This window comes from Streptomyces sp. NPDC059456 (genome assembly GCF_042750055.1).
In the GTDB taxonomy this organism is placed as follows: domain Bacteria; phylum Actinomycetota; class Actinomycetes; order Streptomycetales; family Streptomycetaceae; genus Streptomyces.
The window spans coordinates 1-16,973 of record NZ_JBHYVA010000107.1 but is presented as its reverse complement, the minus strand read 5'-3'; the positions used below and the strand labels follow the sequence as shown (position 1 = coordinate 16,973).

Genomic DNA, 16,973 nt, shown 5'->3' with positions numbered 1-16,973 from the left:
AGGGCGAACGGCACGGTGTCGTGGGGGCGCGTGCCGGGCCCCCCCCCCAGCACCGCCGCGCCCCGCGGCGCGGGGCCCCCCCCCGGGGGGCCGCGCACCCGCGCGGACGCCCGGCGGAAGAACTCGGCCCGGCAGCCGCGGGGGAGGCGGCGCGGGTCGGCGTACAGGGCGCAGAAGTGTTCGGCCATCCGCCGGTGCACGGTGGGGCGCCAGCGCTCCAGCCCGGGGCGGGAGCCGAGGTATCCGAAGACCCGGTCGTACTGGTCGAAGATGTCCAGGTGGCGGCGGCTGGTGGTGGTCAGGATCGAGCCGGTGCGCCGCTGGCGGTAGTGCACGCACACCCGGTCCAGGACCGCGATGGACTCGGCGGCCAGCAGCGCCGGATAGGTCCAGGGGGTGTCCTCGTAGAAGCCGGGCGGGAATTCGAGGCCCTCGCGCTCCGCGTACTCGCGGCGGTACGCCTTGTTCCACACCACCATCAGCATGCCGAGCAGGGCGGGGCGGTCCGCGAGCCGGAAGCTGGCCGGGCCCTCCTCGGACAGCCGGTGCGAGAGGCGGTTGCGCACCACCTCCCCGGTCCAGAAGGTGCGCGCGTAGTCGTAGACGAGGACGTCCGGGGAGCCGGTGTCCTTGAGCCGGTCGGTGATGGCCTGGAGGGCGCCCGGGGCGAGGGTGTCGTCGCCGTCGAGGAAGACCAGGTAATCGCCGGTGGCCCGGGCCAGGCCCGCGTTGCGGGCCGGCCCCAGGCCCAGGTTGTGCGCCAGGTGCACGGCGGTCACCCGCGGGTCCCGCACCGCGTACTCGTCGATGATCGAACCGCAGGCGTCCGGGGAGGCGTCGTCGACCGCGATCAGTTCCAGATCCGGGTACGACTGGGACAGGACCGAATCCAGACTCTCCTGGAGGTACGCCTGAACCTTGTACGCGGGCACGATGACGCTGAACCGGGGCACGGCACATCCAGGGGTCGGCGCGGGCATGTTGCTCCCCCAGCAACCCCGGCGTGGCGATCGGGTTACGCAGCGTGTGGCATTCGGGTTGCGCTGCGTCAACACCGCAGGTCGGGTGCGCCGTTCTACTTGACCGCCCCCGCCATCACCCCCGAGACGAACTGCCGCTGGAAGGCGAAGAACACCACGAGCGGCACCACCATCGACAGGAACGCGCCGGGCGCCAGCACGTCGATGTTGTTGCCGAACTGCCGTACCTGCTGCTGGAGGGCGACCGTGATCGGCGGGTTCGCCGAGTCCGCGAACACCAGCGCGACCAGCATGTCGTTCCACACCCACAGGAACTGGAAGATGGCGAGCGAGGCGATCGCGGGCCCGCCCAGCGGCAGCACCACCCGGGCGAACAGCCGCAGTTCGCCCGCGCCGTCCAGGCGGGCCGCCTCCAGCAGCTCGCGCGGGATCTGCGCGAAGAAGTTGCGCAGCAGGAAGACGGCGAACGGCAGCCCGAACGCGGTGTGGAACAGCACCACCCCGGCCGTGGTCTCGAACAGCCCGATGGAGCCGAACAGTTCCGAGACCGGGATCAGCGCCACCTGCACGGGGACGACCAGCAGCCCCACCACGACCAGGAACAGCCAGTCCCGGCCCGGGAACTCCAGCCAGGCGAAGGCGTATCCGGCCAGCGAGCCCAGCACGACCACGAGCAGCGTCGCCGGGACCGTGATGGCCACCGTGCTGAGCAGCGCACTCGTGATGGTGTCGTCGGCCAGCAGGTGCGCGTAGTTCTCGGTCGTCAGCCGCGCCGGCGCCGTCAGCGCCTGCCACCAGCCGCCCCGGTTCAGGTCGGTGGGGGACAGGAAGGAGGAGATCAGCAGCCCGAGCGTGGGCACCAGCCAGAACAGCGCCGCCAGGACCAGGAACACGCGGACGGCTCCGGCCGCCGCGCCCGCCGCGAGCCGGTTCATCGCAGCCCCTCCTTCCGCAGCCTGCGGATGTTGTAGAGCATGACCGGCAGCACCAGCACCAGCAGCAGCACCGCGATCGCGCTGCCCAGCCCCGGATCGGCGTCGGTGCCGAACGAGGTGCGGTAGAGCTGGAGGGCCAGGACGTTCGCGTCGTCCTGCACCGAGCCCGGCGCGATCACGAACACCAGGTCGAAGATCTTCATCACGTTGATGACCAGGGTCACGAGGACCACCGCCAGCACGGGCGCCAGCAGCGGCACCGTGACCCGGCGGAACACCTGCCACTCGTTCGCCCCGTCCACCCGCGCCGCCTCCAGCAGCTCCCGCGGTACGGCGGCCAGCCCCGCCCCGATCAGTACCATCGCGAAACCGGCCCACATCCACACGTACGCCCCGATCACCGCCGGGGTCACCAGCGCCGGGCCGAGCCACTCGACGCCCGCGTACGCCTCCCGGAAGTTCGACGCCGGCAGCCGCAGCAACGCCCCGTCGGCCTTGGCGGACAGGGTGAACGTGCCGTCGGCCCGGGCCGTGGCCGCATCGACGACCCGGCCGTCCCTGACCGCCTCGACCCGGATGCCCGCCAGGCCCGACTCGGTCGCGTCGACCACGTTCGTCCGGCCGCCGCCGCCCCGCGTGAAGTCCTGCCAGGCCGTCCCCGTGACCTTGCCCGGCTCGGCGGGCGCGGCCCTGGCCGTACGGGTCCCCTCGGGCAGGGCCCCGGGAGCCACGCCGACCAGCGGGAGCAGCACCGGCACGCCCGCCCGTACGGGATCGCGGGTCGTGAAGCCGCCCGCGTCGGCCCCCGCGGCGGGGACCAGCGGGGAGTCGCGGCCCGGCCGGGCCTTGGGGAACGCCGAGGACTGCGCGAAGGTGTCGTGCACCCCGACCCAGACCGCGTTCGCGACCCCCCGGCCGGGATCGTGGTCGTACACGAGCCGGAAGATGATGCCCGCCGCCAGCATCGAGATCGCCATCGGCATGAACACCAGCAGCTTGAACGCCGTGCCCCAGCGCACCCGTTCGGTGAGCACCGCGAAGACCAGGCCCAGGGCGGTCGCCGTCGTCGGCGCCAGCACCACCCACAGCGCCGTGTTCTTCAGGGCCGTGCGGATCGTGTCGTCGTGCACGATCTCCCGGTAGTTGCCGCCGCCCACGAACACGTCGCCGGAACGGTCGAAGAAGCTGCGGTAGACGGAGTAGCCGATCGGATGCACGACGAGCGCACCGAGCAGCACCAGGGCGGGCAGGAGGAACGCCGCCGCGACGAGACGGCGCCGCCGGGCCTCCGCGGCCCGCGCTGCCGAAGGGGCCGGGGCCACGGGATCAGTTCCCGTAGGCCTTGGCCGCGTCCGCCTCCAGTCTGGCCTGGGTGCCCGCCACGTCCGACGGGTTCGCCAGGAAGTCCTGGAGCGCCTTCCACTCGCCGGCCCCCGGCGTCCCGCCGAACGCCGCCGGGGCCTGGTCCGACATGTCGAAGCGGAAGTCGTCGCCCGCCGCGATCAGCGCCTTGGCGATGCCCCGCTGGATGTCGTTGGGGTAGACCTTCAGGTCCACCGACTTGTTCGGGGAGACGAAACCGCCCTCCCGGGCCTGGATCTCCGCCGCGTCCGGGGAGGCCAGGAACGTCAGCAGCGCCTGCGCGCCCTTCGACGGCTTCAGCGCGACCGCCACGTCGCCGCCCGAGACCACCGGCGCCTTGGCGCCGACCGCCGGGAACGGGAACACGAGCGCGTCCTCGCCCACCTTCGCCTCGGTCTGCCCGATGTTCACCGCCACGAAGTCACCCTCGTAGACCATCGCGGCCGCCGGCCGGTCGCCCCCGGTGAAGGTCTGCGTCACCGACTTCGGGAACTCGGTGGCCAGCGCCCCGCTCGGGCCGCCCGCCAGGAAGTCCTTGCGGCCGAACAGCTCCCCGAGCGTGGTCAGCGCCTGCTTGACGCTCTCGTCCGTCCACTTGATCTGGTGCTTGGACAACTGGTCGTACTTCTGCGGGCCCGCCTGCGAGAGGTAGACGTTCTCGAACCAGTCCGTCAGCGTCCAGCCGTCCGCACCGGCCACCGACACGGCCGGCGTACCGGACGCCGAGAGGGTGTCGGCCGCGGTCAGCAGCTCCTTCCACGTCTTCGGGGGCTGCACGCCCGCCGCCTCGAAGGCCTTCGCGTTGTACCAGACCAGCGACTTGTTGGCGGCCTTGTAGTACACCCCGTACTGGGTGCCGTCGACCGCGCCCAGCTTCTTCCAGCCGTCCGAGTAGTTCTTGTCGAGCTGTGCCTGCGCCTGCGGGCCGACCGGCTGCACCCACTTGTTCTGCACCGCCGAGACCAGAGCCCCGACCTGCGGCAGCAGCGCCACGTCCGGCGGCTGACCGCCCGCGATCTTCGTACCGAGGAAGGTGACGATCGGGTCCTGCGCCGGGACGAACGTGACCGTCGCGCCCGTACGCTTCTCGAACTCCTTCAGGACCTTCTCGAAGTTCGCCTGCTCCGGGCCCGTCCAGACCGCCGCGACCTCCAGCTTCTCGCCGGTCAGCTTCGGTAATTCCACCCGCTGCCCGGCCGTCGACGCCTCACCGCCCTGCGGCGGGCCGTCCTTCTCGCCACCGCCACCGCACCCGCTCAGCGCCAGCGCGCCCGCGGCCGCCAGGGCCGCCCAGGCGGCGCCGCGGCTCCTTCTGCTGTCCTTCCCGCGACTACGGTCCGTCGTACGGCTCGTTCCCTGCCTGCGCATGGCTCTGCCCCCGATGCCCGTGGTGTGACTCGTCCCACAAGGTCTACGCCGCGCCGCGCACCCCCGCAATACCGCCTCACCCGCGCCGCAGCGTGTCGGTACGGGCCGGGCACCGCCCGCTCAGGGGGCCGCCGGGAACAGCACGGGTATCGCCGAGACCAGGTGCGCGGCCCGGTCCAGGGCACTCGCCAGCAGCGCCAGGTCGGTGGGGCCGTTGCCCAGCTCGCGCACCGGACGGCGGGCCGGGGGATCACCCATCCGCTCCCACTCCACCGGCACCACGGTCGGCCGCTGCGTCGCCGTCCGCGGGATCCGGCCGGTCACCCGGCCACCCTGGAACGGGACCGTCCGCCCGTCGGCGTACCGCAGCCGGCCACGGCCCGGGCCCGGCTGGTCGGGGGCGTCCAGATCGATCCGGAGCGGGTTCGTACGGGCCAGCTCGCTGTCGGCCGTACGGTCCGGACGGGCGCTCGCGGCCACCAGGTGCACGCCGAGCCGCGCACCGTCCCGGGCCACCGCGTCCAGCGCCCGGACGACGGAGCCGGCGGCGGGGCGGCCCGTACTGCCCAGCCCCGGCGCGACCAGCGCGTCGAAATCGTCCACCAGCACCACCAGGCGGGGCAGCGGACCGGGCCCGGCCGGCTCGGTGCGCGGCGCGGCGGACCGCAGCCGCAGCGTGCCCGAGCGCTGCGGGTCGAGATCGCCGAGCAGTTCGCCGGGACTGGGCCGACGGGGTGAGACCAGCCGGTCGGACAGGGCGCGGCGAGCATGCCACTCGGCGAACGGGACCCCGTCGAGGACCTCGACGCGGCGTTTCAGCTCGGCGCCGAGGGCTTGGGCGAACTCCCGCATGCGGACCGGGTCGGAGGCGACGAGGTGCGCCGCGACGTGCGGGAGCTCGGTGCAGGGCTGGAGCCCGTCACCGCGCTCGCCGCCGGCCCCGTCCAGCAGGACCAGGCCCAGCCGGTCGGGCCGGGCGGCCGCGGCCAGCGAGGCCGCCACCGACCGCAGCAGCTCCGTACGGCCGCTCCCGGTGGGCCCCTCGACGAGGAGGTGCGGCCCGTCCTGGACCAGCTCGGCACCGACCGGCCCGCGCCGCCCGCTGCCGAGGACGAGCTCGGCGCGCCCGCCGACGTCCTGCCCCTGGTCCGTGGCGGCGGCCCAACGGGCCATCAGCGACGCCGGGGTGGCCCGGGCCAGCCCCAGCTCGTCCAGCAGACGGGCCGTGCTCGGGAGCGCGGCCGCCACGGCCCGCCGCGGCCCGGCGGGCGAGGGCTCGGCGCGCAGCGGCGCGAGCGCACGGGCGAACCGCTCGGCCCAGGCCGCGGAGACGGCGTCGGCGGTGGCGGTGGTCCCGGACGGGGCCGGCCTGCCGCCGGTCACCGCGAACGTCCGTACGGTCGTGGCCACATCACCGCTGAGCAGGGCGACGGCCCCGCAGTCCCGGAAGGCGGGGCTGCTCGCGCAGGCGGCCTCGTACGTGTCGGTGACGGGGGAGGCGGGCGTGGCGGGCGGCGTCTCGGCGAGCACGAGCACGTGGATCCCGGCGGCCGGCCCGTGCGAGGCGAGCCGGCCGGTGAGGTCGCGCAGCGCTCCCGCGCCCGGGTCCCCGTCGACGACGAGCAGCGTGTACGGGCCCTGGTGGGCGGACGCGGCCTCGCGGACACCGCGGGGGTCGGCGGCGGCCCAGTTCGTGCCGAGCGGACCGTCGTCGAGGCGGCGGGTCAGCTCGGCGGTGCGGGCGCCGGCCTGGTCGCGGTCGTACGCGAGGAGCAGCCGGCAGTCCTGGCCGTGCGCGGGCCGCACGTGCGGCAGCCAGCCGAGCCAGCCCCAGTCGGCACGCCGGTCGGCGACGACGCGCGCGCGGTCCGTGGCCATGAGCACGATCTCCAGCTCGCCGGGCCCGTGCAGGGCGGCGAGCTGCGCGACGACGGACCGGGCGACGCCGGTCAGCCGTCCGCGCGGCCCGGCGATGCCGAGCGCGCCGACGTCCTGGAACGCGATCCGGCTCCCGGCCCCGAGGCCGACGTCGAGCCGTCCCCGGGGCCGGGACCACAGCCGCGGGGTCGGCCCCAGCGCGGCCAGCAGCAGCGCGGCGGGATCATCGGCGTCGGGCACCGCGGCCGCGGCCGGCGCGGCCGCCCCCCCCGCCCCGCCGGCCCCCCGGCCGGGGCGCCGCCGCCGCAGCGCCCCCGCGGGGACGGCCGCGGGCCGCGACAGCTGGCGGCGCATCGTCCCGCAGGCGCTGGTCGTCGCCTTCCTGGCCGGCGGCACCACGGCCTTCGTCGCCGCCGACAAGTCGGTACGGCTCACCGTGGACGGCGAGCCCCGGACCCTGCACACCTTCGCCGACGACGTCGGCGAACTCCTCGCCTCCGAAGGACTCGGCGCCGGCCCCCACGACCTCGTCGCCCCCGGCCGCGCACAGGCCCTCGACGACGGCGACGAGATCGTCGTCCGCCACGGCCGCCCCGTGAACCTCACCCTCGACGGACAGACCCGCCGGGTGTGGACCACCGCCGCCACCGTCGAGAGCGCACTGCGCCAGTTCGGCGTCCGCGTCGAGGGCGCCTACCTCTCCGCCCCGCGCACCGCCCCCGTGCCCCGCGCCGGCCTCTCCCTCGCCGTCCGCACCGAACGCAGCGTCACCTTCATGGCGGACGGCCGCGAGAGCACCATCCGCACCAACGCCGCCACCATCCGGGAAGCCCTCGGCCAGGCCGGGATCACCCTCCAGGGCCAGGACACCACCTCCGTCCCGCCCGGCTCCTTCCCCCGCGACGGCCAGACCGTCACCGTCCTGCGCATCACCGGCACCCGCGAGGTCCGCGAGGAGCACATCCCGTACGCGATCGAGCGGACCGAGGACGACGACCTGTTCGCCGGCACCGAAGTCGTCGAGCAGGCCGGCCGGCCCGGAGCGCGCAGGGTCACGTACGTCCTGCGCACCGTCAACGGGGTCCGGCAAAAGCCCCGCAAGGTCGCCGAGGAGACCGTCCGCGATCCCGTCACCCAGATCGTCAAGGTCGGCACGAGACCGCTGCCGACCTCCGTCGCCGGAGCCGACGGCCTCGACTGGGCCGCGCTGGCCCGGTGCGAATCCGGCGGACGCCCCTCCGCCACCGACGCCTCCGGCACGTACGGCGGCCTCTACCAGTTCGACGTCACCACCTGGCACAGCCTCGGCGGCAGCGGCCGCCCACAGGACGCACCGGGCCCGGAACAGACGTACCGGGCCAAGAAGCTCTACGTGCAGCGGGGGGCGACCCCCTGGCCGCACTGCGGCCGTACGCTTTACCGGTGAGCACCGCAGAGCAGCAGCCCGAGAGCACCACCAGCACGACCTCCGACGCCCTTCTCGGCCCGGCCGACATCCGGGAGCTGGCCGCCGTACTCGGCGTACGGCCGACGAAGCAGAAGGGACAGAACTTCGTCATCGACGCCAACACGGTGCGCCGCATCGTGCGCACCGCCGAGGTACGCCCCGACGACGTCGTCGTCGAGGTGGGGCCCGGGCTGGGCTCGCTGACGCTCGCGCTGCTGGAGGCCGCCGACCGGGTCACCGCCGTCGAGATCGACGACATCCTGGCCGCGGCGCTGCCCGCCACCATCGAGGCGCGGATGCCGGCCCGCAAGGACCGCTTCGCGCTGGTCCACTCCGACGCGATGCTGGTCGAGGAACTGCCGGGGCCGGCGCCGACCGCGCTCGTCGCGAACCTCCCGTACAACGTGGCCGTGCCGGTGCTGCTGACCATGCTGGACCGGTTCCCGACGATCGAGCGCACGCTGGTCATGGTGCAGGCCGAGGTCGCCGACCGGCTGGCCGCCGAGCCCGGCAACAAGGTGTACGGGGTGCCCTCGGTCAAGGCGAACTGGTACGCGCACGTCAAGCGCGCCGGATCCATCGGCCGCAAGGTCTTCTGGCCGGCCCCGAACGTGGACTCGGGCCTGGTCTCGCTGGTGCGGCGGGCCGAGCCGATCAAGACGACCGCCTCGAAGGAGGAGGTCTTCGCCGTCGTCGACGCGGCCTTCGCGCAGCGCCGCAAGACGCTGCGCGCCGCCCTGGCCGGCTGGGCCGGCTCGGCGGCCGGCGCCGAGGCCGCGCTGGTCGCCGCCGGAGTGTCCCCGCAGGCGCGCGGCGAGTCGCTGACGGTGGAGCAGTTCGCGGCCATCGCCGAGCACAAGCCCGCCGCGCCGAGGCCGGCCCTGTGAGCGCCGCCGACAGCCCCCGCCCGGTGACCGTACGGGTCCCCGCGAAGGTCAACGTCCAGCTCGCGGTGGGCGCCGCCCGGCCCGACGGCTTCCACGACCTCGCCAACGTCTTCCTCGCGGTCTCGCTGTACGACGAGGTGACCGTCACCCCGGCCGAGGCCCTCACCGTCACCTGCACCGGACCCGACGCCGGCCAGGTCCCGCTCGACCGCACCAACCTGGCGGCCCGCGCGGCGGAGCTCCTCGCGGCCCGCCACGGCCTGTCCGACGCCGTCCACATCCACATCGCGAAGAACATCCCCGTGGCCGGCGGGATGGCCGGCGGCAGCGCCGACGGAGCGGGCGCCCTGCTCGCCTGCGACGCCCTGTGGGGCCTGGACACCCCGCAGGCCGAACTCCTTTCGCTGTGCGCGGAGCTCGGCAGCGACGTGCCGTTCAGCCTGCTCGGCGGGGCGGCCCTGGGCACCGGGCGCGGCGAGCTCCTGACCCCCGTGGAGGCGGGCGCCTTCCACTGGGTGTTCGCCGTCGCCGACGGCGGGCTGTCGACCCCGGCGGTGTTCCGCGAGTTCGACCGCCTCGCCGAGGGCCGGACGATCCCCGCCCCCGAAGCCTCGCCCGCCCTCCTCGCGGCCCTCGCCTCCGGCGAAGCCGACGCGCTCGCCGCGACCCTGGCCAACGACCTCCAGCCGGCCGCGCTGTCCCTGCGCCCGCAGCTGGCCGCGACGCTGGAGGCGGGCACCTCCGCCGGAGCACTGGCCGCACTGGTCTCCGGCTCCGGCCCCACGACGGCGTTCCTGGTCCGCGACCCGGAATCCGCGCGCAAGGTCGCCGCGGCCCTCGAAGCCTCCGGAACCTGCCGCACCACCCGCACCGCCGCCGGCCCGGCCCCCGGCGCCACGGTCCTGCCGTCCTGACGGTCCCGGGCACGCACGTGCCCGATGCCCGGGTACCCAGGGCGAAGTGAGTATCCGCACTCTGTTCCCGCCCGGGCCCCGGGCGGGAACGTGCACCCATGGGATACGCCGCACACACCGCCAAGGACCTCGCCGAGGCCACCCCCGGGAGCCGGGACCGGTACGTCGACCTGCTGCGGGTCGCCTCGCTCGGCACCGTGCTCCTCGGGCACTGGCTGATGGCCGCCGTCAGCAGCGACGGCATAGGCAACCTGCTCGCCCTGGTCCCCGCACTCCAAGTGCTCACCTGGGGCCTGCAGATCATGCCGGTGTTCTTCTTCGTCGGCGGGTTCTCGCACGCCCTGTCGTACCGGTCCCTGGCCCGCCGCTCCGACGGGCGGCCCGTCTACGCCGCCTTCCTGCGGGCCCGGCTCCAGCGGCTGCTGCGGCCCACCCTCGTCTTCGTCCTCCTGTGGACCGCCGGGGCGCTCGCCGTACAGCTCGCCGGCGGCGGGGAGGGCAAGCTGACCGGGGCCGCGCTGCGGCTGGTCACCCAGCCGCTGTGGTTCATCGGGATCTACCTCGCCATGGTCGCCTTCACCCCGGCCCTGCTGGAGCTCCACCGGCGGTGGGGCTGGGGGGCCTTCGCCCTCCTGGCCGGATCCGCGGCCGCCGTCGACGTACTGCGCTTCGCGCTGACCGTCCCGTACGCCGGGTTCCTGAACTTCCTCTTCGTCTGGCTCGCCGTCCACCAGCTCGGCTTCCTGCGCGCCGACGGCCGGATCACCCGGCCCGTGCTGCTCGCCGCCGCCGGGCTCGCCGGCGCCGTGCTGCTCGTCGCGTACGGGCCCTACCCGCTGTCCATGGTCGGGATGCCGGGCGAGAAGGTGTCCAACATGGCCCCGCCCACCCTCGCCCTGCTGGCGCACGGGATCTGGCTCGTCGGAGCCGTGGAGCTGCTCAAGGCGCCCGCCGCCGCCCTGCTCGCCCGGCCCCGCGTCTGGCGCACCGTCGTCGCCGCCAACGGGATCGCCATGACCGCCTTCCTCTGGCACCTCACCGCCATGCTCGCCGTGTACGCCGCCCAGCTCGGCCTCGGCCTGCGCCTGCCCGAGCCCGCCACCGCCGCCTGGTGGGCCCAGGTCCCGCTCCGCCTGCTCGCCGCCGCCGGACTGACCGGCGTCCTCGTCGCGCTCCTGCGCCGCTTCGAGGCCCCCGCGCGCACGGCCGCCGCACCCGGCAGCGGGCCCCTCGCCGCCCTCGGCACCATCCTGTGCCTGCTCGGCATCCTCGGCCTGTCCATGACCGGACTCGGCGGCCTGCTCCAGGGCCACAGCGCCGTCCTGATCGCCCTCCCGGTCACCGCGCCCGCCGCCATCGGCATGGCTCTGGGCGGCTGGCTCCTGGTGGAGCGCTCGACGTCCGCTCGGAGGGTTAGGCTGAGGGGCTGATCCACACCCTTCCCTGGAGCGCGTCTGATGGCCGTCAATCTGGTCAATGTCGAGGCAGTCAGCAAGGTGTACGGCACCCGTGCCCTGCTCGACGGCATCTCCCTCGGCGTGTCCGAGGGGGACCGGATCGGTGTCGTGGGCCGCAACGGCGACGGCAAGACCACCCTCATCCGCATGCTCGCCAAGCTGGAGGAGCCCGACACCGGCCGGGTCACCCAGAGCGGCGGCCTGCGCATGGGAGTCCTCACCCAGCACGACTCGCTCGACCCCGCGGCGACCATCCGCCACGAGATCATCCGGGACATGGCCGACCACGAGTGGGCCGGCAACGCCAAGATCCGCGACGTGCTCACCGGACTCTTCGGCGGCCTCGACCTCCCCGGCTTCGGCCAGGGCCTCGACACCGTCATCGGCCCGCTCTCCGGCGGCGAGCGCCGCCGCATCGCCCTCGCCAAGCTGCTCATCGCCGACCAGGACCTCCTCGTCCTCGACGAGCCCACCAACCACCTCGACGTCGAGGGCATCTCCTGGCTGGCCAAGCACCTCCAGGAACGCCGCTCCGCGCTCGTCTGCGTCACCCACGACCGCTGGTTCCTCGACCAGGTCTGCACCCGCATGTGGGACGTCCAGCGCGGCGCCGTCTTCGAGTACGAGGGCGGCTACAGCGACTACGTCTTCGCCCGCGCCGAGCGCGAGCGCATCGCCGCCACCGAGGAGACCAAGCGGCAGAACCTGATGCGCAAGGAGCTGGCCTGGCTGCGCCGCGGCGCCCCCGCCCGGACCTCCAAGCCGCGCTACCGCATCGAGGCCGCCAACGAGCTCATCGCCGACGTGCCGCCGCCGCGCGACAAGTCCGAGCTGATGCGCTTCGCCAACGCCCGCCTCGGCAAGACCGTGTTCGACCTGGAGAACGTCACCGTCCAGGCCGGCCCGAAGGTCCTCCTCAAGCACCTCACCTGGCACCTGGGCCCCGGCGACCGCATCGGCCTCGTCGGCGTCAACGGCGCCGGCAAGACCTCGCTGCTGCGCGCCCTCGCGGAGGCGGCCCGCACCCAGGGCGACGTCCAGCCCGCCGCGGGCAGCGTCACCGTCGGCAAGACCGTCAAGCTCGCCTACCTCTCCCAGGAGGTCGGCGAACTCGATCCGTCCCTGCGGGTCCTGGAGGCCGTGCAGCGCGTACGCGACCGCGTCGACCTCGGCAAGGGCCGTGAGATGACGGCCGGTCAGCTGTGCGAGCAGTTCGGCTTCACCAAGGAGAAGCAGTGGACGCCCGTCGGCGACCTCTCCGGTGGCGAGCGGCGCCGGCTGCAGATCCTGCGGCTGCTGATGGACGAGCCGAACGTGCTCTTCCTCGACGAGCCCACCAACGACCTCGACATCGAGACCCTCACGCAGCTGGAGGACCTGCTCGACGGCTGGCCCGGCTCGATGATCGTGATCTCCCACGACCGGTTCTTCATCGAGCGCACCACCGACACGGTGATGGCGCTGCTGGGCGACGCGAGCCTGCGGATGCTGCCGCGCGGCCTGGACGAGTACCTGGAACGCCGGCAGAAGATGATCGAGGCGGCCGCCCCGGCCCCGGCCCCCGCCGCCGCCAAGTCGACGTCCTCCGGCGACGCCCGCGCCGCGAAGAAGGAGCTGGCGAAGATCGAGCGCCAGCTCAACAAGATGTCGGACCGCGAGACGAACCTGCACGCGCAGATCGCCGAGAACGCCACCGATTTCGACAAGGTCGCCAAGCTCGACGCCGAGCTCCGCGAACTCATCTCAGACCGGGACGAGTTGGAGATGCGCTGGCTGGAGCTGGCCGAGGAGGCCTAGGTCTTCGGCCCCCACGGGCGTCAACCGGCGGGATAACGGCGTTGTCACGGGCCGGTCCTCCCTTGGGAACAGGGGGCGGACCGGCCCGATGTAAGAACGCCGTCAGTGGTAGAAAGGTCATCTCCCCTACGCCACCCGACGCCGAAGGTATGCGCTGATGACCGAGCCGCCACAGCCGCCGAACCAGCCGCCTGCACCTTCCGGTTACGGTCACCTCCCCGGCCCCCCGCAGCCCGGGTACGGGTATCCGCAGCAGGGTGAGAACCCGTACGCGCAGCAGCCCCCGACGCAGCCCGTGCACCCGGTGCAGCCCGCGTCGCAGCAGGGCCACCTCCCGCCGCCGCCCCCCGGAATGCCCACCGTCGGCATGTACCCGGGCCCCGGCGTGCCGCAGCCGCCCGCGAAGAAGAAGACGGCCGTCGTCATCGCCGCCGCGGTCGCCGGTGCGCTCGTCCTCGGCGCCGGCGGCTGGTTCGCCTTCTTCGCCGGCAGCGACGACGACGTGAAGAAGCCCGTCGCGCAGAGCTCCGCACCCGCCGACGGCAAGCCCTCCGCCGAACCGGACAAGGGAGACGGCAGCGGCAACGGCTCCGCGGACACCGAGGACTTCAACGCCGGCCGCAAGCAGGGCGAGGACAGGACCCTCTGGCTGAAGACCGTCAAGATCGACGGCCCCGGCATGGGCGTGGACTCCGCCGGCCAGTGGATCGTCGGCGACACCGTCGTCAAGAGCGTCTGGAAGAACCTCACCGCCTACGGGATCACCGACGGCAAGGAGAAGTGGACGCTCGCGTTCCCCACTCCCGTCTGCGCCGTCACCCGCCAGACCACCGCGGAGGGCAAGACCGTCGTCATGTTCAAGGACGGCGACGGCGACTCCGCCACCTGCAACCAGATGAAGCAGGTCGACCTCAAGACGGGCAAGGAAGGCTGGACGAAGGAGGTCCCCAAGGAGGGCCTCTTCGACATCATGACCAGCCCCAGCCTGGGCATCACCGGCGACACCATCGCCGTCAGCCGCAGCGGCACCGCCAGCGCCTTCAAGGTCAGCACCGGCGACAAGCTCTTCGGCAGCGCCACCGCCGAAGGCTGCAAGCCCGACGCGTACGTCGCGGACAAGGGCAGGATGATCGCCCTCGCCACCTGCTACGACGAGGACATGTCGAGCGAGGTCTCCGACGCCGACCCGGTCACCGGCAAGAAGACCTGGACCTTCAAACTGCCCTTCAAGTACAAGGTCGGCGCCGTCTACTCGCTGGACCCGCTCGTCCTCGACATCGGCAACGAGGAGAAGAAGGAACGCGCCATCGTGGTCCTCGGACCCGACGGGAAGCAGCGCGCCACCGTCAGCGGCGAGGGCACCTTCGCCACCGAGTGCACCAACGGCATCTTCCGGTCCGTCGAGGTCTGCAACCGCACCGCCGTCGACGGCAACACCCTCTACCTGCCGACCGTCCCCGCATCCGGCAAGACGAACGAGATCGTCGCCTTCGACCTGGACACCGGCAAGGCCAAATGGCGCACCCCCGCCGGGGACGGCCGCACCCTCACCCCGCTGGGCGCCGCGAACGGGCAGCTGATCGCCTACCGCAAGGCCACCACCGACCAAGGCGGCGAGGTCGTCTCCGTCCCGGCCGGCGGCGGCACGCCCACCGCGCTCCTGCGCAACCCGTCGGGAACCTCCGCCCCGATCGAGAGCTCCTTCTACGACCCGACCGTCGACTACGCGGGCGGCCGGCTCTTCGTCTCCCAGTCCCGCCTTCGCGCCCAGGGCACGGCCGAGAAGCTCCTGATGGTCTTCGGCAAGTGAACGAGTCCACCGAGTCGCCCACCGAGAGGGCAGTAGACCCCGATGAGTAACCCGAATACCCCGCCGCCCCCGCACCAGCCGCCCGCCGGCGGATTCGGCGCCCCGCAGGACCCGCCGCCCGGCGGCTTCGGCGCGCCGCCGCCGGTGCCGCCCGCCGCGCCGCCGCAGCAGCACCCGGCCGCGCCGGAGCAGCCGCCCGCGCCGCCCCAGGCGCCGCCGGCCGCGCCGGCCGTGCCCCCGCAGGGCGGGCCGGCGTACGGATATCCGCAGCAGGGCTACGGCTACCCGCAGCAGCAGCCCGCCCCCGGCGCCCCGGTCCCGCCGCCCTACGGCGCGCCCACGGCCCCGATGCAGGCGGCCCAGGCCCAGGCCCCGGTGCCGGCCGGCCCGGGCGGCGGCGGCAACGACAAGCGCACCCAGCTGACGATCGTCGGCGCGGCCCTGCTGGCCATCGTCCTGATCATCGCGGGCGGCCTCTGGTACGCCTCCGGCGACGGCGGTGACGGTGGCGGTGGCACGACCCCCACCGCGAACGGCAGCACCGGCACCGACAAGCCCGGCGGCGGCACCCCCGGCTCGGAGAAGGCGCCCGCCAACACCAAGTCGAAGCCGCTGTTCAACCAGCCGAACCCGACCCCCGACGAGGTCGTCACCGTCGCCGGCTCCTGGCTGACCGACTCCACCTACGTCAAGTCCGACGTGGCCAAGGTCGTCGGCTACAACACCGTCGACGGCGGCAAGAAGTGGGAGGTGCCGCTCCCGGGCGAGCTCTGCGGCGCCACCAAGCACGTCAGCGACAACAAGACGGCGGTCCTCTTCCGGCCGACGAAGCCCACCCCCGACAACAAGTACCCGGCGTGCACCGAGGTCGGCGTCATCGACCTGAACGCCGGGAAGCTCCTGTGGTCGGGCAACGCCAAGGGCGCCACCACCGGCGACCGGCCCGCCTCCTACTACGAGGTCACGCTCAGCGGCCAGACCGTCGCCGCGGGCGGCACCAGCGGCGGCGCCGCCTGGAACCTCGCCGACGGCAAGTCCCTGTGGACGCCCAAGGTCGACGGCGAGGGCTGCTACGACAGCGGCTACGCCGGCGGCGAAGGCCTCGCCGTGATCCGCAAGTGCGGCCGCGGCGACAACCAGACCCTCTACGCCCAGACCCTGGACCCGGCCACCGGCGCCCAGACCGCCTCGTACAAGCTCTCCCCGGGCATCGAGTGGGCGTCCATCGTCTCCACGAAGCCCCTGATCGTCGCAGCCGACGTCGGCAAGACCGCCAAGAACGCCACCGGCGTCAGCGACCTGTTCGTCGTCGACCCCAAGGGCGAGCTCAAGGCCCGCATCTCGCTGGCCTCCGGCAACTTCGGCGGCAAGTGCGGCGGCACCGAGGTCGAGAAGTGCTCCGGCTTCGTCGTCGGCAACGGCAAGGTCTACCTGCCCTCGATCGAGCACCAGGGCAAGGACCCGGTCGGCCGCACCAACGAGCTGCTCTCCTTCGACCTGGAGACCGGCAAGCAGACCACCGACCGCGCCGACGCCGGCGAGCGGTACACCCTGTTCCCGCTCCGCATGGACGGGTCGAACATCATCGCGTACAAGGAGCCCCCGTACGACAAGGGCGGCCAGATCGTCAGCATCGACGGCACGACGATGAAGGAGACCCTCCTCATGGAGAACCCGGCGGAGAAGACCAGCCGCACCGCCGAGACCGGCTTCTCGCCCGACTACTCCGAATACCGCTACCACAACGGCAAGCTCTTCATCTCCCGCACGACGGCCAGGAAGCCGTACTCGGACAAGGGCGACCCCGAGTACCTGTTCGTCTCCTTCAGCGCCAGCTGATCCCCGGCCGATCCCGGCCACCCCGCGCAGCGCGCACGAGCCCCCGGAAGGTCCGCCTTCCGGGGGCTTCTGCGCGGTATCCGCCGCGCGCCGTCGAACAAGCGTGTAGCTTGCCGGGGCAGAAGGGTCGGGGGTGGGTGCGCGATGGGCGTACGGGTCATGGTGCTCGACGAGCACCGGCTGCGGGGCGAGGGGGGGGGCGGGGGCCCCGAAGCGCGCCGGGCCCCGGGGGGGCGCCGGGGGGGCCCCCCCCCGCGGGGCCCCGGCCCGGGGGCTACCGCGCGCGCCGCGCGGGGGCC

Annotated in this window: 12 protein-coding genes; 7 read left to right on the top strand and 5 right to left on the bottom strand. The window is 73.6% G+C overall.

Annotation, left to right across the window (positions count from 1 at the left end; translation table 11 throughout):
* From ACFXA3_RS12675 to ACFXA3_RS12655, 5 genes are all read right to left on the bottom strand, one after another.
* Positions 1–953: glycosyltransferase family 2 protein (locus ACFXA3_RS12675; RefSeq protein ID WP_385185804.1), on the bottom strand; the 953-nt coding region annotated here is incomplete at its 3' end.
* A 122-nt stretch (positions 954–1,075) separates the two neighbouring features.
* Positions 1,076–1,915 carry a carbohydrate ABC transporter permease gene (locus tag ACFXA3_RS12670; protein WP_385185801.1) on the bottom strand — a complete coding sequence of 280 codons (840 nt, stop codon included), beginning with the start codon at positions 1,913–1,915 and terminating at the stop codon, positions 1,076–1,078.
* On the bottom strand, positions 1,912–3,237 hold the full coding sequence (locus tag ACFXA3_RS12665) for a carbohydrate ABC transporter permease (RefSeq protein WP_385185798.1): 1,326 nt from the start codon (positions 3,235–3,237) through the stop codon (positions 1,912–1,914). Before ACFXA3_RS12665 ends, ACFXA3_RS12670 begins: the two co-directional genes overlap by 4 nt.
* 4 nt (positions 3,238–3,241) lie before the next feature.
* Positions 3,242–4,645, bottom strand: coding sequence for an ABC transporter substrate-binding protein (locus ACFXA3_RS12660; RefSeq protein WP_385185796.1), 1,404 nt, complete (start codon positions 4,643–4,645; stop codon positions 3,242–3,244).
* Positions 4,646–4,765: 120 nt separating this feature from the next.
* Positions 4,766–5,818 (bottom strand): FtsK/SpoIIIE domain-containing protein, encoded by a 1,053-nt coding sequence (locus ACFXA3_RS12655; RefSeq protein ID WP_385185807.1) that lies wholly within the window; start codon positions 5,816–5,818, stop codon positions 4,766–4,768.
* 799 nt (positions 5,819–6,617) lie between these two features.
* On the opposite strand from ACFXA3_RS12655, the gene ACFXA3_RS12650 reads away from it, so the two are divergent.
* The 7 genes from ACFXA3_RS12650 (at position 6,618) to ACFXA3_RS12620 (ending at position 16,674) form a co-directional block, all read left to right on the top strand.
* A complete protein-coding gene (locus ACFXA3_RS12650) occupies positions 6,618–7,949 on the top strand; it encodes a ubiquitin-like domain-containing protein (protein ID WP_385185793.1) in 1,332 nt (443 codons plus the stop codon).
* Positions 7,946–8,857 carry a 16S rRNA (adenine(1518)-N(6)/adenine(1519)-N(6))-dimethyltransferase RsmA gene (gene rsmA, locus ACFXA3_RS12645; RefSeq protein ID WP_385185791.1) on the top strand — a complete coding sequence of 304 codons (912 nt, stop codon included), beginning with the start codon at positions 7,946–7,948 and terminating at the stop codon, positions 8,855–8,857. The genes ACFXA3_RS12650 and rsmA overlap by 4 nt, the downstream gene beginning before the upstream one ends.
* Entirely contained in the window at positions 8,854–9,771 is a 918-nt protein-coding gene (locus ACFXA3_RS12640) for a 4-(cytidine 5'-diphospho)-2-C-methyl-D-erythritol kinase (RefSeq protein WP_385185788.1), read from the top strand. Before rsmA ends, ACFXA3_RS12640 begins: the two co-directional genes overlap by 4 nt.
* A 98-nt stretch (positions 9,772–9,869) precedes the next feature.
* Positions 9,870–11,201, top strand: a complete 1,332-nt coding sequence (locus ACFXA3_RS12635) for an acyltransferase (RefSeq protein WP_385185785.1) — start codon at positions 9,870–9,872, stop codon at positions 11,199–11,201.
* A 27-nt stretch (positions 11,202–11,228) separates the two neighbouring features.
* The gene (locus ACFXA3_RS12630) at positions 11,229–13,025 is read left to right on the top strand and encodes an ABC-F family ATP-binding cassette domain-containing protein (RefSeq protein ID WP_385185782.1); all 1,797 of its coding nucleotides are present in this window, start codon (positions 11,229–11,231) and stop codon (positions 13,023–13,025) included.
* 157 nt (positions 13,026–13,182) lie between these two features.
* Entirely contained in the window at positions 13,183–14,835 is a 1,653-nt protein-coding gene (locus tag ACFXA3_RS12625) for a PQQ-binding-like beta-propeller repeat protein (RefSeq protein ID WP_385185780.1), read from the top strand.
* Between the two features lie 42 nt (positions 14,836–14,877).
* Positions 14,878–16,674 (top strand): PQQ-binding-like beta-propeller repeat protein, encoded by a 1,797-nt coding sequence (locus tag ACFXA3_RS12620; protein WP_385185777.1) that lies wholly within the window; start codon positions 14,878–14,880, stop codon positions 16,672–16,674.
* Positions 16,675–16,973: the final 299 nt, after the last annotated feature.

Excerpts from the sequence above, each read along its gene's own strand:
- ACFXA3_RS12670 (WP_385185801.1), bottom strand. The coding sequence starts at position 1,915 with ATGAACCGGCTCGCGGCGGGCGCGGCGGCCGGAGCCGTCCGCGTGTTC.
- ACFXA3_RS12660 (WP_385185796.1), bottom strand. The coding sequence starts at position 4,645 with ATGCGCAGGCAGGGAACGAGCCGTACGACGGACCGTAGTCGCGGGAAG.
- ACFXA3_RS12655 (WP_385185807.1), bottom strand. The coding sequence starts at position 5,818 with ATGGCCCGTTGGGCCGCCGCCACGGACCAGGGGCAGGACGTCGGCGGG.
- ACFXA3_RS12650 (WP_385185793.1), top strand. The coding sequence starts at position 6,618 with ATGCCGAGCGCGCCGACGTCCTGGAACGCGATCCGGCTCCCGGCCCCG.
- ACFXA3_RS12635 (WP_385185785.1), top strand. The coding sequence starts at position 9,870 with ATGGGATACGCCGCACACACCGCCAAGGACCTCGCCGAGGCCACCCCC.
- ACFXA3_RS12630 (WP_385185782.1), top strand. The coding sequence starts at position 11,229 with ATGGCCGTCAATCTGGTCAATGTCGAGGCAGTCAGCAAGGTGTACGGC.
- ACFXA3_RS12625 (WP_385185780.1), top strand. The coding sequence starts at position 13,183 with ATGACCGAGCCGCCACAGCCGCCGAACCAGCCGCCTGCACCTTCCGGT.
- ACFXA3_RS12620 (WP_385185777.1), top strand. The coding sequence starts at position 14,878 with ATGAGTAACCCGAATACCCCGCCGCCCCCGCACCAGCCGCCCGCCGGC.